The organism is Clostridium homopropionicum DSM 5847 (genome assembly GCF_001263795.1).
Classification (GTDB): Bacteria; Bacillota; Clostridia; order Clostridiales; family Clostridiaceae; genus Clostridium_H; species Clostridium_H homopropionicum.
Genome location: NZ_LHUR01000005.1, coordinates 1 through 15,049 on the forward strand (window position 1 = coordinate 1; position 15,049 = coordinate 15,049).

The 15,049-nt window shown below is 30.6% G+C and carries 15 protein-coding genes; 1 reads left to right on the plus strand and 14 read right to left on the minus strand.

Annotated features, from left to right (window positions below):
- Positions 1 to 523 precede the first annotated feature (523 nt).
- On the plus strand, positions 524 to 715 hold the full coding sequence (locus tag CLHOM_RS00105) for an aspartyl-phosphate phosphatase Spo0E family protein (RefSeq protein WP_052219643.1): 192 nt from the start codon (positions 524 to 526) through the stop codon (positions 713 to 715).
- Positions 716 to 756: 41 nt separating this feature from the next.
- Here CLHOM_RS00105 and CLHOM_RS00110 read toward each other — a convergent pair whose 3' ends face one another.
- From CLHOM_RS00110 to CLHOM_RS00175, 14 genes are all read right to left on the minus strand, one after another.
- On the minus strand, positions 757 to 1,146 hold the full coding sequence (locus tag CLHOM_RS00110; RefSeq protein ID WP_052219644.1) for a hypothetical protein: 390 nt from the start codon (positions 1,144 to 1,146) through the stop codon (positions 757 to 759).
- 198 nt (positions 1,147 to 1,344) lie between these two features.
- Positions 1,345 to 2,526 (minus strand): FprA family A-type flavoprotein, encoded by a 1,182-nt coding sequence (locus tag CLHOM_RS00115; RefSeq protein ID WP_052219645.1) that lies wholly within the window; start codon positions 2,524 to 2,526, stop codon positions 1,345 to 1,347.
- Between the two features lie 143 nt (positions 2,527 to 2,669).
- Entirely contained in the window at positions 2,670 to 4,952 is a 2,283-nt protein-coding gene (gene helD, locus CLHOM_RS00120) for an RNA polymerase recycling motor HelD (RefSeq protein ID WP_052219646.1), read from the minus strand.
- Between the two features lie 81 nt (positions 4,953 to 5,033).
- The gene (locus CLHOM_RS00125; RefSeq protein WP_242846715.1) at positions 5,034 to 5,372 is read right to left on the minus strand and encodes a hypothetical protein; all 339 of its coding nucleotides are present in this window, start codon (positions 5,370 to 5,372) and stop codon (positions 5,034 to 5,036) included.
- A 137-nt stretch (positions 5,373 to 5,509) separates the two neighbouring features.
- Positions 5,510 to 6,016 (minus strand): hypothetical protein, encoded by a 507-nt coding sequence (locus CLHOM_RS00130; RefSeq protein WP_052219647.1) that lies wholly within the window; start codon positions 6,014 to 6,016, stop codon positions 5,510 to 5,512.
- Positions 6,017 to 6,255: 239 nt separating this feature from the next.
- Entirely contained in the window at positions 6,256 to 6,936 is a 681-nt protein-coding gene (locus tag CLHOM_RS00135) for a V-type ATP synthase subunit D (RefSeq protein WP_052219648.1), read from the minus strand.
- 2 nt (positions 6,937 to 6,938) lie between these two features.
- A complete protein-coding gene (locus CLHOM_RS00140) occupies positions 6,939 to 8,324 on the minus strand; it encodes a V-type ATP synthase subunit B (RefSeq protein ID WP_052219649.1) in 1,386 nt (461 codons plus the stop codon).
- Positions 8,317 to 10,092, minus strand: a complete 1,776-nt coding sequence (locus CLHOM_RS00145; RefSeq protein WP_052219650.1) for a V-type ATP synthase subunit A — start codon at positions 10,090 to 10,092, stop codon at positions 8,317 to 8,319. The genes CLHOM_RS00140 and CLHOM_RS00145 overlap by 8 nt, the downstream gene beginning before the upstream one ends.
- An 18-nt stretch (positions 10,093 to 10,110) precedes the next feature.
- On the minus strand, positions 10,111 to 10,425 hold the full coding sequence (locus CLHOM_RS00150) for a V-type ATP synthase subunit F (protein ID WP_175478653.1): 315 nt from the start codon (positions 10,423 to 10,425) through the stop codon (positions 10,111 to 10,113).
- Positions 10,412 to 11,413, minus strand: a complete 1,002-nt coding sequence (locus tag CLHOM_RS00155) for a V-type ATP synthase subunit C (RefSeq protein WP_052219651.1) — start codon at positions 11,411 to 11,413, stop codon at positions 10,412 to 10,414. The genes CLHOM_RS00150 and CLHOM_RS00155 overlap by 14 nt, the downstream gene beginning before the upstream one ends.
- 13 nt (positions 11,414 to 11,426) lie before the next feature.
- Positions 11,427 to 12,017 (minus strand): V-type ATP synthase subunit E, encoded by a 591-nt coding sequence (locus CLHOM_RS00160; protein WP_052219652.1) that lies wholly within the window; start codon positions 12,015 to 12,017, stop codon positions 11,427 to 11,429.
- Between the two features lie 22 nt (positions 12,018 to 12,039).
- The gene (locus tag CLHOM_RS00165) at positions 12,040 to 12,537 is read right to left on the minus strand and encodes a V-type ATP synthase subunit K (protein ID WP_052219653.1); all 498 of its coding nucleotides are present in this window, start codon (positions 12,535 to 12,537) and stop codon (positions 12,040 to 12,042) included.
- A 44-nt stretch (positions 12,538 to 12,581) separates the two neighbouring features.
- Positions 12,582 to 14,531: a V-type ATP synthase subunit I gene (locus CLHOM_RS00170; RefSeq protein ID WP_052219654.1), complete on the minus strand. Its 1,950-nt coding sequence runs from the start codon at positions 14,529 to 14,531 to the stop codon at positions 12,582 to 12,584.
- Positions 14,518 to 14,844 carry an ATPase gene (locus CLHOM_RS00175; protein ID WP_052219655.1) on the minus strand — a complete coding sequence of 109 codons (327 nt, stop codon included), beginning with the start codon at positions 14,842 to 14,844 and terminating at the stop codon, positions 14,518 to 14,520. The genes CLHOM_RS00170 and CLHOM_RS00175 overlap by 14 nt, the downstream gene beginning before the upstream one ends.
- Positions 14,845 to 15,049: the final 205 nt, after the last annotated feature.

A 15,049-nucleotide genomic window follows, 5' to 3' on the forward strand; every position in this document is an offset into this window, starting at 1 on the left:
ATATTCCATCAATGCCTTTAGCCTTCTTCCTATTCATTTCTTTGTGAATAGTACTTAAATTATCTTCATTGATATAAATCGCAAGATTTTGAACTTTACCATCTAACCTAGACTTTTCTATATTATAAGGAACTAGGTACAGGCTACTGGTTAGGTATTACCTGATGGGATTTTCCCACTATATATTAATAACTTACTAATGAAATAGAATTTCTTCCATTTCAAGAGGAAGCTTCACGCTTTCGCGTGTTGCTTCGCAGCTCGCACCTGATAATTATTATAACATATATGAGGGTTTATACAAGATTACTCTATATTATTTCAAAATTCTTAAAAATGTAGTATACTATTTGCTTTTTTTTATATATTTTTTATTTCACTTATAATTTTAGTATTATTATTTTAGAAATTTATAATGTAAATCTTTTCTTGACATATAATGTCACATGAAATAGCTTCACATTTCTGCAAAAATTTGCTAATATATACTTACGACTCTATTTTGAAGGGAGGATTGTCTTTTATGAGTAATAAATTAGATGCACTTTATGGGAAAATTACACATACTCGTACTGTATTACATGCACTTTTAAATTATAATTCTCCAACAGATGACAGAGTATTAGATTGTAGTAGACATTTAGATATGCTCCTTAATAAATATGAACAAGTAAAAATGGAAATTTTAAATAGCGACCATAAAGAAGCAATATAAAAAAGCATGTATTTCAATCTACATGCTTTTTTTCTTTTAAATTATATATCTAAATCTTCTAGGACTTCTTCTATTTCAAAATCCTCAGTAGAAAATACCGCAATATATTCACATTTCTCTTCTTCTTCATCAAAATCATAAGAAATATATTGTGCATTTATTTCTAACTCATCCATTATTTCTTCAATTATTTCGTTTACATTATCTGAAGCAATATCATTCAAGTATGGAATATAGTAATCTCTGGTCCATATATCTCCGTTTTCCTCATCATCACTTTCATCATTTGCATAACCTATAGCCGCCTTCAATTCATCTTCATCAAAATCATAAAAAAACTTAATTACATACATCTTATTTTTTGAACTTATTTCTTCTACCTCATCTATTCCGTTATTCTCTAGAAACTCAAGTATATCCCTCTTTTTCATATTAGCCACTCCTTTTTTAAAATAAATTAATCATAATTATAAATCTTTTAAATTATTATTATTTTCGAAAAATCATTTTATTCCACATATTTTCCCTTTTTAAAAAAAATAGGCTATATTTTAAGAGATTGTTGACTTCGTATTATAATTAACTCAACAATCTTAAAAATAGCCATAACGTACTAATGAGAAATTGCATTATTTTAGCAATTGAACAAATTTCTCTATAAATTCATCAGCAGCTGCAAAATCCTTTTCTCCAGGAACAAGTTTAAATCTAAATCCTTCATCTAAAGTTTTAAATTTCATAGATTTTAATCTCTCAGTCATCATTCCAACACCTTCACCACTCCAACCATATGAACCAAAGGCCGCAGCAGCTTTACCTCTATTGGGAATTACAGATATAGAGGTTAATAATTTCCAAGCTGGTTCCACTGCATCCTGATTTATAGTAGGAGAACCCACTAAAAATCCAGTAGACTTATTTACTAGCTCTAAAGCATCATTTATATCCATTTCAGTTATTTCATGAGATTCAGCTTTTATTCCTCTTTCATTCAACTTAGTGCATATATATTTAGCCATTTTCTCTGTATTGTGATATGCTGAAATATAAAACACTTGGATATTTTCTTTTAGGGGTTTTTCAGTAGCCATTTCTCTATAATTTTCTAATGCCTTTTTTGCATTATCTCCTGAGTGCATTGGTCCATGGCTTGGAGCAATCATATCAAATTTTAATCCTTTAATTTTATCTAATCCAGCTAAAACAAATTTTTTAAATGGTGCCATTATGCAATCAAAATAATACTTATATTCATGAAAATAATCTTCCTTAATTTCGTCTTGTATAATCTTTTCTGGGCAATAATGAGCACCAGTAAAATCACAACTGAACAATATATCCTTTTCAGGCACATAGGTAAACATAGTATCTGGCCAATGCAAATTCGGAGCCGCAATAAACTTTAAAGTATTTTTACCTGTATTTAATTCTTTTAAATTAGTTATATTTTCTCCCTTAAAGTCCTTATTTAAAATTTCTTTTAAATAATTAAGTGCAGCAGTTGTGCCTATTATTGTTGCTTCAGGATATACTTCTAAAAACTTTTCCACAGATCCGCTGTGGTCAAGTTCTGTATGTTGTACAATAATATAATCAATTTTTTTGTTTCCTATTACTTCTTTTATTTCTTTATAAGATTCTTCCCAAAAACCGTCCTTTACACTATCTATTACTACTACCTTATCATCATTAATTAAATATGAATTATATGTAGTACCCTTTTTTGTTGCCATAATTATATCGAAAACTTCTAGTCCTGGATCCTTAACTCCAACCCAATATATATCTTTTTTCAAACTTACAACAGCCATTTATTACTCCTCCTAAGCTATATTAATTTCAAAAAATTCGATAAATTTATTTATATTTTACCACAACATTGTTTTTTCCCCAAATAATAATGTTGTTTATATAAATTTTATGATTTTTTAAACTGGTTATTAAATCTATTTTATCATTGATCTATTAACATAGATCTTTTCTCTTTATAAAATATATACTCAAAATGAAGTGCTCGAGTTAAAGCTACATATAGTATTTTTTTATCCAGTTCATTATTTCTATAATTTTCCGCATTGCAATTATATATTATAGAACAATCAAATTCTAATCCCTTTGTCATATAAGATGGTATTATAATTTTACCTAAAGTCATTTCACTTTCATTATCTCCAATTAACTTCCACTGACCTTTATATTTTTTATTTAGGAGCTCATATATATCTTTGCATTCTTTTTTATTCTTTCCTATAATAGCAATATTAAATCTGCCTTTATTTTCTAAATATTTCAATATATAATTAAGCTCTTTTATGAAATCTTCATCACTATTTATGTTAATAATTTTCGGTTCTTCACCATGCCTTAAAACTGGCTCTGCAGGTTTTAAATTATTTTCTTGTTTCATTAATACTTTGTTAGCAAAATTTATAATTTCTACAGTTGAACGATAACTTTGAGTTACTGTTGCATAATTTACTTTATTTTCAAAAACCTTTTTTATTGCCTTATTCCAGTCATTTATTCCCTTATAATAATAGATTCCCTGTCCCACATCTCCAACTATTGTCATGGAATTGTTTAAACTTACTTGCTTAAGTACTTCTAGTTGCAATAAGCTATAATCCTGTGCTTCATCAATTACTATATGTTTATAGTTATATTCTTTACCATTTATTTTAAAGTGCAAATAAACCAATGCTGCTAAATCATCAGCATCAATACACTTATTTTTAATATTTTCTGCAATTTCTCTTTCCATATAATTAATAAAAGCTTGAGGAATCTTTCCTTCAGTTATTATATAAAATATTTCTTTGAACATCTCATGATATAATTTAAAAATATCCTTATTAATCCATTGAGTAAAATATTCATTTATAGCATTTTTAATTTTAGATTTAACTTCTGCTATCTCTTTATCTCTCTTATCATATAGATCTATCAAGATATTTCTTCTACCTTCACAGTCAGTCATATTTCTTTTAACTTGATTTATTTGATTTGCATATTTAACTTCTAAACTATCTTCTATTACTTTAGATTTTTCTTTTACTTTTCCTTCACAATACCTCTTTATTTCTTGTTTTCTTTTATTTAATGGCAGATGTGATAAATCCTTTGAATACAATCTTTTTATTTGATTCTTTTCAAATAATGCATATTCATCCAACTTTATATCCTGTATATTTAAATCTAACTTTTCTATATAAAGTACATACCTGTCAAGTATCGTTTTATATGTTTTGTCACCCTTTAATTTACTAGAATTAAATAACAGTTTTTTCTTTTCTAGGTCTTTAGCTTCTAATAAATACGCTAGTTTTTCATCCTTAGAAATTAACTTTACTTTCATTTTTAATAAATTTAATGCAAAATCTTCAAAAGTAGTCTGTGTTACTTCTCCAACTCCAAGACTAGGAAGCACATCTGATATATAGTCCAAAAATAGCCTATTAGGGGCTACTACTAAAATATCTTTGCCCTCAATTTTATTTTTATATCTATATAAAATATATGCTAATCTATGTAAGGCAATAGTGGTTTTTCCTGATCCTGCAGACCCTTGAACTATTGTTGGTCTTTTTATTTCTCCTCTAATAATCTCATTTTGTTCTCTTTGAATAGTAGCTACAATATCTTTAAGCTTACTACTTAAGCTTTGTTCCAAATTTATCTTCAAAAATTCATCAATTAGGGAATTACCTTCAATTTCTTCTCCCATTTTTAAAATAATATCATTAATACCTTCATCAAAAGCATCAATTAGCTTACCTTCTTTTACTAATAGCTTTCTTTTTAATAACAGCTCCCCGTTAATTTCTCCTATTGGAGCAGTATAACTAACCTGCCCTTTCGTAGCACTATAGTATAAATCAGCTATTGGTGCTCTCCAATCTATAATCAGCTCTTTTTCTTCTCTTTTATCATAAATACCGAATTTACCTATATAATAATTATTTATTTCTCCTCTTTCTTCTTTAAAATCTATTCTTGCAAAGTAAGGAATTTTTTTAGCTTCCACATATGTATCATAATCTTTTGATATCTTACTATATCTCTGTTTAGCTATTTCTAGCTCTACATTATAAGTTTTTGATTCCTTGCGAATTTTACTTATATTTTCTTTTTGTTTTTCTTTCTCTTCTTCAATTGATATTAGTTCTTCTGATAACCATCTATTTGCATTTTCTAAATTAGTTTTTTCTAAAGTAAACTCTTTATCTTCTATAGACATAACTTTCATCTCCTTTCATATCAAATTTATATGGGGAATATAAAAAGGTACCTTTAGGCACCTTCAAAATTTAGTACTATTCTAATATATCATTGAATCAAAGGGATACATTTGCACATAATTTTGGTACATCTCCTTTGCTTCCTCTTTAGATATTTTTCCATCATTTAATCCTCTATATAGCATATATAATTTTACATGCAAATCAGGATTTTTAGACATGGCTTCTTTCATTTTTAAATATATAATATCTTCTATGGATTCTTCACTATTGAAATTTGTTACTTCAGCTAAGATTTCGATTAAATTATTAACTCTATACTTAACAGCATCTTCAGGAGTTAAATTTTGTATTTCCTTAAGTTCATTTATTATTTTTTCTATTGTTTTCATATTAATTGAGACATTATTGTTATCCAAAAATAATCACTCTCCCTAGTATGTAAAAAAATTTATCTTATTTACTTTATAATTATATTATAGCATATTTTTCATACTGTTTATAAATTAGAATAAAAAAAGAGCAAAAGCATTAAATACTTTTACTCTTTTATTTCTTAAATTGATGTTTTAGGAATAAATTCACTTTTACCTGATTTTTCTAATGCCTTAACTAAAGCAAAAGATATTACTCCATCAGCTAAGTGATGTAATATTGTACCAACACCAACTACTACTAATACTTTGTATACTGTAAAACCAAAAGGTATTACTGCTATAGCTTCAAGAATTCCATGAATTGGAGCTGTTATCAATACAACTTTTCTAAAACTAGCTCCTCTTTTAATTAATATTGCTCCTATTGCACCTACAAAAACATGCATAAATGCTCTTGCAACAACAACTAAAGGAGTTGTCATTAAAAATCCTATTGTTGAACCTAAGCCTACTGCAATTGCAGCATATGGTCCAAAAAACATAGATATAAATAATGGCACATGTGATGCCAAGGTTGCTGTAAATGGTCCTAAATTAATTCTCAAAAATCCAAAATATAATGGGATGATTATTGCAAATGCTGTTAATAAGGCTGTAAATGTTAATTTTCTTACGTTGCTTCTCATTTTTACACCTCCGTATGCTAATGTATATACAGTAGTATACAACTTTTCTTTAATATTGTAAATAGTAACTTTTTCTATCATAGCTAAATTTGACAATTAATAATAATTATCGTTATAATTATTATAGAAAAGTAGGAGGATGGTAATCTATGATTATTATTGATACTTCTGCTTTAAAGGATGCAAAAAAGTTCTAGACCTAAGAGAATATTAATGTCTCTACAAGCCTAGAACTTTTTTTATGCCATAGAAGCAGCTGCACTACCTGACTCAGCTGGTACATTCTGCTTTTCAAGCATACTCTTAACTTTCATTAATCTTGTCAAAGCTGATCTTTCATTTTCTTCAAGCTTCATTCTAATATATCTAGTTGTTTCTTGAAGTTGAGGAATTGTCATGTATTCTAACGCATTAACTCTTCTTCTTGTTTTTTCAATTTCATCTGCCATTAACTGACATGACTTTTCTACCTCAGCCAATTCAAGAAGCTTAGGTAATATTCCATAAAGCTTTTCAATAGCTCCATCAAGTTCTGCAGAAGTATTAGCAAAACCATAAGGGTATATACTTCCCTCATCATCCTCTAACTGTCTTTTAAACTGCATTTCTGGAACATTAACACTCATAATATTCTTAGTATTTATGCTAACAGAAATGTGCTCTTTTGGGTAAGCTATTGCTTCCTCTAATAATTCAGAAGACATGAGTGCTCTAGCCATAACAAATTCTTTAAATGAAGCTCCCAATTGGTCTTCTACACTCTTTCTTAATTGATTATTATACTTTACAAGTTCTATAAATCTCCTCATAAGCTCATCTTGCTTATCCTTGAGCAATTTATGTCCTCTTGTAGCAGTAGTTAATCTTTTTTTAAGATTAGTAAGCTCCATTCTGGTTGGATTTACATTCAACCTAGCCATGGTTATTCACCTTCTTCTTGGTCTAAATATTTCTCTAAATATTCATCTCTAATTCTCTTAAGTTCAGTTCTTGGAAGAATTCTAAGCAATTTCCATCCAAGAGCTAATGTTTCTTCTATACTTCTATTTGTATTAAAGCCTTGTGATACATATTCTTTTTCGAATTCCTCAGCAAATTTTGCAAAAGCTCTGTCTGTTTCTGATAACGCAGATTCTCCTAAGATAACTGCAAGTTCTTTTGCTTGTTTACCTTGAGCATACCCTGCAAATAATTGGTTCATTGTATCTGCATGATCTTCTCTTGTCTTACCTTTACCTATACCTTTATCTTTAAGTCTTGAAAGTGAAGGTAAAACATCTATTGGAGGCATAATACCCTTTTTATATAATTCTCTTGATAGAATTATTTGACCCTCAGTTATATATCCTGTTAAGTCAGGAATTGGATGAGTTTTATCGTCTTCAGGCATTGTTAGTATTGGTATCTGTGTTATTGAACCAGGTTTTCCCTTAACTCTTCCTGCTCTTTCATATAAAGTAGAAAGGTCAGTATATAAGTATCCTGGATATCCACGTCTACCTGGAACTTCTTTTCTAGCTGCAGAAACTTCACGAAGAGCTTCACAGTAGTTAGTTAAGTCTGTTAAAATAACTAGAACGTGCATTCCTTTCTCATAGGCTAAATATTCTGCAGTTGTTAGAGCTATTCTTGGAGTAGCTATTCTTTCGACTGCTGGGTCATTAGCTAGGTTCATAAATAGAACTGTTCTATCTATTGCACCAGTTTTTGTGAAGTCTTGAATAAAGAATTCAGCTTCTTCAAATGTAATACCCATTGCAGCAAAAACAACAACGAATTTACTTCCATCAGATGATAACACTCTAGCCTGCCTTGCTATCTGCGCAGCTAGTTCAGCGTGTGGTAGACCTGAACCAGAGAACACAGGAAGCTTTTGACCTCTAACTAATGTGTTAAGACCATCTATAGCTGATACTCCTGTTTGGATAAATTCTGATGGATAGTCTCTTGAGAAAGGATTTAAAGGTTCACCATTGATATCCCTTTTTTCTTCAGGTATAATCTTTGGCCCTCCATCCTTTGGTCTTCCAAGTCCATCGAAGACTCTACCTAGCATATCTTCTGATAAACCTACCTCTAGAGGCCTACCTAAGAATCTAGCTTTTGTTCCATTAAGATTGATTCCTGTAGAACCTTCAAACAATTGAAGTAATGCTTTATCTCCATTTATTTCAAGAACTCTACCATTTCTAATTTCACCAGTCTGAAGTTCTATTTCAACAAGTTCATCGAAAGTTACTCCACTAACACCATCTACTAGCATTAAAGGTCCGACTACTTCTCTAACTGTTTTATATTCCTTAAGCAATTACCACACCTTCTTCCGCTATCAACTTATCAATTACTGTCTTTAATTCTTCTCTTATATCATCAATTTTATTAATATCAGCTTCTGCAATGTATTTTGATCTAGCTATTTTATCCTTAATTTCGCCTAAATCTATAATCTTCTTTAGATAAACTCCAGCTTTTAATGCACGTTCTGCCTCATCCTGGAATGCTAGAACAAGCTTTAACATTTTGAATTGTTTATCTAGTGATGCATAAGTATCTATATCATGGAAAGCATTTTGCATTAAATAGTCTTCTCTAAGTGACTTTGCAACTTCAAGCTTTAATCTATCACCTTCTGAAAGAGCATCTATACCAACAAGTCTTACGATTTCTTGTAAGTTAGCTTCTTCTTGTAAAAGTGCCATTGCTCTAGTTCTTAAAGCAACCCATTCATCAGATACATTTTCATTCATCCATTGTCCAATACTATCTAAATATAGAGAATAAGAACTTAACCAGTTTATTGCAGGGAAGTGTCTCTTATAAGCTAGTTGAGCATCAAGTCCCCAGAATACCTTAACAATTCTTAAAGTAGATTGAGTAACTGGTTCCGATAAGTCTCCTCCTGGAGGAGAAACTGCTCCAATGGCTGTTAATGCTCCTTCTCTCCCATCTTCTCCAAGACATATAACCTTTCCTGCTCTTTCATAGAAGTCGGCAAGTCTAGAACCAAGGTAAGCTGGATATCCTTCGTCACCAGGCATTTCTTCAAGTCTTCCTGACATTTCTCTTAAGGCTTCTGCCCAACGAGAAGTTGAGTCTGCCATAAGAGCAACTGAATATCCCATATCTCTAAAATACTCTGCTATTGTAATACCAGTATATATAGATGCTTCACGGGCAGCAACTGGCATGTTTGATGTATTTGCAATTAGAACAGTTCTCTTCATTAAGCTTTCCCCTGTTCTAGGGTCCTTAAGTTCAGGGAACTCGTTAAGAACGTCAGTCATTTCGTTTCCACGTTCACCACAACCTATATAAACAACTATTTCTGCATCTCCCCATTTTGCAAGTTGATGTTGAACAACAGTTTTACCACTTCCAAAAGGACCTGGAACACAAGCTGCTCCGCCTTTAGCTACTGGAAAGAAAGTATCTACAATTCTTTGACCTGTTATCAAAGGTGCCACAGGATTTAATTTTTGTGCATATGGTCTTCCTTTTCTTACCGGCCATTTTTGTAATAAAGTAACTTCCTTTATTCCCTTTGCAGTTTCTATTTCAGCTATTACTTCTTCTACAGTAAAATCTCCTTCTTTAATTGATTTTACTTTACCTTCGATTCCAAAAGGAACCATTACTTTATGTGTAACAACAGATGTTTCTTGTACAGTACCTATAATATATCCTGCCTTTACTTCATCTCCAGTTTTTACTTTAGGTTCAAAATGCCATTTCTTTTCTCTGCTTAATGAAGGAACTTCTATACCTTTTGTTAAATTACTTCCTGCTATTTTTGCGATAGCTTCAAGTGGTCTTTGAATTCCATCGTAAATTGATTCAATAAGTCCTGGTCCAAGTTCAACACTTAAAGGTTCTCCTGTAGTTTCAACAGGGGCACCTGGTCCAAGGCCTGTGGTATCTTCATATACTTGGATAGAAGCCTTATCACCTCTCATCTCAATTATTTCACCAATGAGACGGCGTTCTCCAACCTTTACTAGGTCATATATACTAGCTTCATCCATACCTTCAGCAACAACTAAAGGTCCTGAAACTTTAACAACTCTTCCAATTCTCAAGTTCTCTACCTGCCTTCCTTATAAAATATTAACTCCTACGGCTTTTTCCACATTATCTTTAATTCTTTGCATACCTATATTCAATGAACCCTGATTGCTTGGAATCAATATAACTGCCGGAAGCGTTTGCCTATTATATCTTTCGATAGTTTCTTGAATATTTACTGCAACTTGCTCAGTTACAAATATGACTGCATATTTATCCATTGCCATTCTATCAATGGTTTTTTGGGCTTCAGCTGGTTCAATTACTGGATATACATCAATTCCAATTGCTTTGAAAGCCAATACAGAATCTTTATCACCAACAACTCCAATTTTATACATAAATATCACGCAGCCTTTCTCTTATAACTTCAGCGTTAATATTATTTAGCTTTCCAACCATAATAATTCTAACAAGTTTAATTTCATTTTCCTTTGCAAACATAAACGCAAGTAATGGTTCTACTCCAAAGCTTATATATTTTGCATCTTTAATGAATTTCATAATAAAATTATCTGAAAGCTTTTCGAAAGTATTTAGTCTTCCTGAAGTTACAAACTCTTCTATTCCAGCTTTTACTATTTCACTATAGTCTGTAAATGCAAGCTTATTAATTATGCTTTCATTAGACTCATTTAACATAGAAATTAAATTATCTCTATCAATTGTTCCTCCATCAAGGAGTACTGAATCTAAAAATTCTTTAGTCTTATTTTGCTTCTTTACTCTAAGCAAAGATTTTAAATTTGATAGATCTATATTAATCTTTAAGAACTTTAATAAGTATTCTTCTCCTATGGTATTAGCTTTAGATAGCATATCTTTATACATGTAGTAATCCAAAATTATATCAATTTTTTGTGGATCCTTATCAACATCAAAAGCAGCATCAACTGTTTCAATAGCTTCCCTCATAATAGGCTCCAAATCATAATAATTTTTTTCTGCTATGAAGCTTTTAAGCTTATCAATTTCGACTGTTCCTACAGGTATTAAAAGATAGTCTAAGTCCTTCTTTAATGCAGCTCCCTTAATAATTACTTTAATATTATGATAGTCATATCTCACACTCATAACATCAATTAAGGTTTTATTAGGGGAAACATAATACATTAGTGAGTAAAGTCTTTTTAAATCTTCACTTAGTATTATTTCATAATCCTCAGGTCTTTTAACATTTCCCATTAAAGTATTAAAATCAGTTTCCTGTAACATTTTAAATACTTCTTCTGCAGAATTGCTATCTATCATTCTATCAATTTTTGCTCTATCAAGGAGTTTAGTTTCTATTGCTCTTAGCCTTGAAACAGCATGAGCGTAGTTAACATCATTCATTAGCTATCCTCCTTTAGCTGAATAATATTCCAGCAACTTCGGCTTCTAGTTCATCTCTCATCAACTTAACTAATGCTTCAAATGTATAGTTAATTTCAATTCCATTTTTAGCCAAGATATATCCACCTTTTATATCTCTCTTTTCAGTGCTTAGCTTCAATTCACCTTTTCTGCCTAATTCTTTTAAATAAGAATTTATTTTAGCAACGAAGTCATCAGAAGCAATATTTTCATCTAGAATTAATTCTTCATTACCTAGAATTTCTGAGGATAATAAACTTTTCTTAATAAATTCAAGAGTATCATCCTTAGATATTAGTGATAATCTTTCTAGAGCTTCTGTAAAAACCCTGTCTAGAACTATTTGCTTTGCTTCTAGCTTCATATTTCTTACTTGAATTTCAGCATTTGAAATAACTCTTTCAGCCCTAATCTTTGCTTCTGCCTCAGCTTTATCTATAATAATTTTGCTCTCTATTTCAGCTTCACGCTTCTTTTTATCCAAAATACTTTTTTCTTCTTGCTTAGCTTCTTCTATTAAAGCTTTTGCCTTAATATCAGAATCTTCTAAAATTTTTGATGTTAAACTCTCTATATTAGACACGAACCTTCACATCCCAACTTTGTTATTTTATGAATAAAATCATTAATAATGATGCTACGAATCCTAATAAAGCGTATGTTTCAACCATTACTGCATATAAAACGCCCTTCATTACATGTTCTGGTCTCTTAGCTAATATTGAAATACCTGCTGCTGCAGTTTTACCTTGTGCTATAGCTGATAATAATCCTACAAAACCAACTGGTAGAGCTGCCATAAATATATATAATCCTGTTGCAAGGCTTGGTGTTGTTCCACCTAATAAACCAACTTTAGTTAATATAATAATAGTTGTAACGAAACCGTATAATCCTTGAGTACCTGGTAATAATTGAAGAATAAGTGACTTACCAAATTTGTCTGGATCTTCATTTACAAGCCCTGTAGCAGCTTGACCAACTATACCTATACCTTTTGCTGAACCTATTCCTGAAAGTAGTGTAGCTAATGCTCCACCACAAAGGGCAAACATTAATCCTCCGTTTTCTGATAAAAAAGCCATAAAAGTTGCAAAATTCATTTAATATTCCTCCTAACAAGTTGTTATTAATTTTTAATTTTTAATTATTTATTTACTACATTGATAAATTTGCTTTCTGATTTAAGTGGTCTAAATGGTTTTCCCCCACCTTCATAGAATTTGTTGAAAAACTCTAAATACTGAAGTCTGCTTGAATGAACATATGCTCCAAGAGCATTAATTCCCAAGTTAAATAAATGACCTCCAACAAATAATATTGTTCCAAATATCCATCTTAGTGGTCCTGCTGGAATTAATGTAATCATCAAATTGAAAGCATTAGCTATAAATCCAGTAGCTAATCCTAACGCTAATAATCTTGAATATGAAACTACATCTCCAACATATGATGTTATTCCATAAACTCCGTATAATCCTGAGCCTATTTTACCAGCAATAGTTTCTGCACTTCTTCCCTGAGTTAATAGTAGACCAACAATACCAACAATAGACATTATCTTTCCAACTGGTGCCCCTACTCCTGCAATCCAAAGGCCAAGACCTATTAAAGCTATATACCATAAAAGTACATCGTATACTGCATCAAGTATCTGACCACCTTTAATTAAATTAAAAGCTTTTATTCCAAGTCCAATGAATATATGGATAACACCCATTACCACAGCAATTTCAAGAACCAGCATTATGTCACTGGCAGGATCAATTAATGGTGTTATTTTCTTTCCTAAGAATCTAAACGGTGCATCACCAAACCACCCGCCATATATAGCTCCCCAGAATATTGTTGAAATTCCACAATAAAAGAAGAGTGTAATGAAACTTCTCATACCCTTTTCAAGATTAAAAAATCTCAAAGCTACAAATGTAGCAATCGTTAGAATTACACCATAAGCTGCATCTGAAAGCATCATCCCAAAAAAGCAAATATAGAATAGAGATATTATAAAAGTAGGATCCGTTTCCTTATAATTTGGTAAGGAATACATTTCTACTACACTTTCAAGTGGTTCTGCAAGTATATTGTTTTTCAACTTTACAGGAACAATGTCATCATCTTCTACTTCTTTAAACTCCAAGAAATGGTTATCTCCAACTGCCTTTTCAATAGTTTTTTCTAACATTCCATTTGATTCGTAGGTATTCCATCCTTGTATAGCAACAATGCTATCACTTTTAAGAAAATTATAACAAGCCTTCAATCTAGCCGCTTTATTTGCATAGTATTCATATGCCTCTTGGAATTGAGTTATCTTTCCTGTTAAAGCAACTAGTTCCTCCTCAACTTGTTTTCCTTCTTCTTTAATTAATTTAATTTTTGCCTCATTAGTTTTTATTACATCCTCTGGAGTATCCTCAAAATCAAAATAGACCTTAGAAAAGCTATTATTTTTGATAATATCAACTAGTCTTTCTTCCTGCTCCTTTAGGGTCACAACTAAAATATATTCTTCTTTTTTCCCTTGGTTTATCACTTCGATATAGCTATAATCAATTTTTTCCTTAATTTCTTTATAAAAATTCTCTTTAAGCTCATTAGGTATAGAACCTAAATTAAAACTAAATAAACTAGAGTTTTTTATAAGACTAAACGGAGCATCAAATTTTCTCCAAGGCTCTAAGGTTTCTATTTCTGTTTCTAACTTAGATATCTCATTATTTTGAGAAATTAATTTTTCTTCTTTTGCCTTTATATCCTGGTAAGCAATAGCCCAATCATTATTTTCCATATTGCTTTCCAGTTCATCAAAAGAAATTGCCTTTCTACCCTCAATTAATGACTTTAATCCGCTTTCCTTCTCTACATATCTTCCTAAAAAGTCTAAAGCAAATTTAATTTTAGATAATTGAGTTTCATTGTCCATAATTTGCTTCTCATCGGATGCGGTACTTAGAAAACTCATTTCCTCATCATCTAAATTTTCTTGCAGATTAGTAAATTGAGCTCCTTCAAACTTTTGAAGTTCTTTTAAAAGGACTTCTTTTTCAGATTCAAAGGCATATAAAGTAAATTTATTCATTTTAACTATTGCCATTGATGTTCACTATCCTCTCAATTACTAAATTTACTGCCTTATCAAATTTTTCCTTAGATATATTTAATATATCTTCTTTTTCTTTACTTCCCTCTTGGATTAATGGCTCGGCTTTTTTTTGTGCAGCCTCAATGGCACTGTTAATTAAATTTGTAGCCTCACCTTTTGCACCTTCAATTGCTTTTTTAAATTCAGCAATAGCTTGAGATTCTGCATTTTTGATTATTTGCATTTTCTGATTTTGAGCATTTTTTATTGCTTCACTGGCTTTTTCTTCTGCAGCCTTAATTTCTTTTATTGCTTCTAATGCCAAGTTATCACCACCTTTATATAATAATATAATAGCCTCAAATTAATATACTATAACTACTAATGCTTTATATAGTATTTATTACAACTTATTATACTACCCCTACAGTAAAAATATCAAAATAAAAATTCATCATTTTCGGAAAATTTAAATAATTATGATACATTTAGCACTATTTTTCTTGAAAATTCACTCTATTTATAAACTA

Excerpts from the sequence above, each read along its gene's own strand:
- CLHOM_RS00105 (WP_052219643.1), top strand. The coding sequence starts at position 524 with ATGAGTAATAAATTAGATGCACTTTATGGGAAAATTACACATACTCGT.
- CLHOM_RS00110 (WP_052219644.1), bottom strand. The coding sequence starts at position 1,146 with ATGAAAAAGAGGGATATACTTGAGTTTCTAGAGAATAACGGAATAGAT.
- CLHOM_RS00115 (WP_052219645.1), bottom strand. The coding sequence starts at position 2,526 with ATGGCTGTTGTAAGTTTGAAAAAAGATATATATTGGGTTGGAGTTAAG.
- helD (WP_052219646.1), bottom strand. The coding sequence starts at position 4,952 with ATGTCTATAGAAGATAAAGAGTTTACTTTAGAAAAAACTAATTTAGAA.
- CLHOM_RS00130 (WP_052219647.1), bottom strand. The coding sequence starts at position 6,016 with ATGAGAAGCAACGTAAGAAAATTAACATTTACAGCCTTATTAACAGCA.
- CLHOM_RS00135 (WP_052219648.1), bottom strand. The coding sequence starts at position 6,936 with ATGGCTAGGTTGAATGTAAATCCAACCAGAATGGAGCTTACTAATCTT.
- CLHOM_RS00155 (WP_052219651.1), bottom strand. The coding sequence starts at position 11,413 with ATGAATGATGTTAACTACGCTCATGCTGTTTCAAGGCTAAGAGCAATA.
- CLHOM_RS00165 (WP_052219653.1), bottom strand. The coding sequence starts at position 12,537 with ATGAATTTTGCAACTTTTATGGCTTTTTTATCAGAAAACGGAGGATTA.
- CLHOM_RS00170 (WP_052219654.1), bottom strand. The coding sequence starts at position 14,531 with ATGGCAATAGTTAAAATGAATAAATTTACTTTATATGCCTTTGAATCT.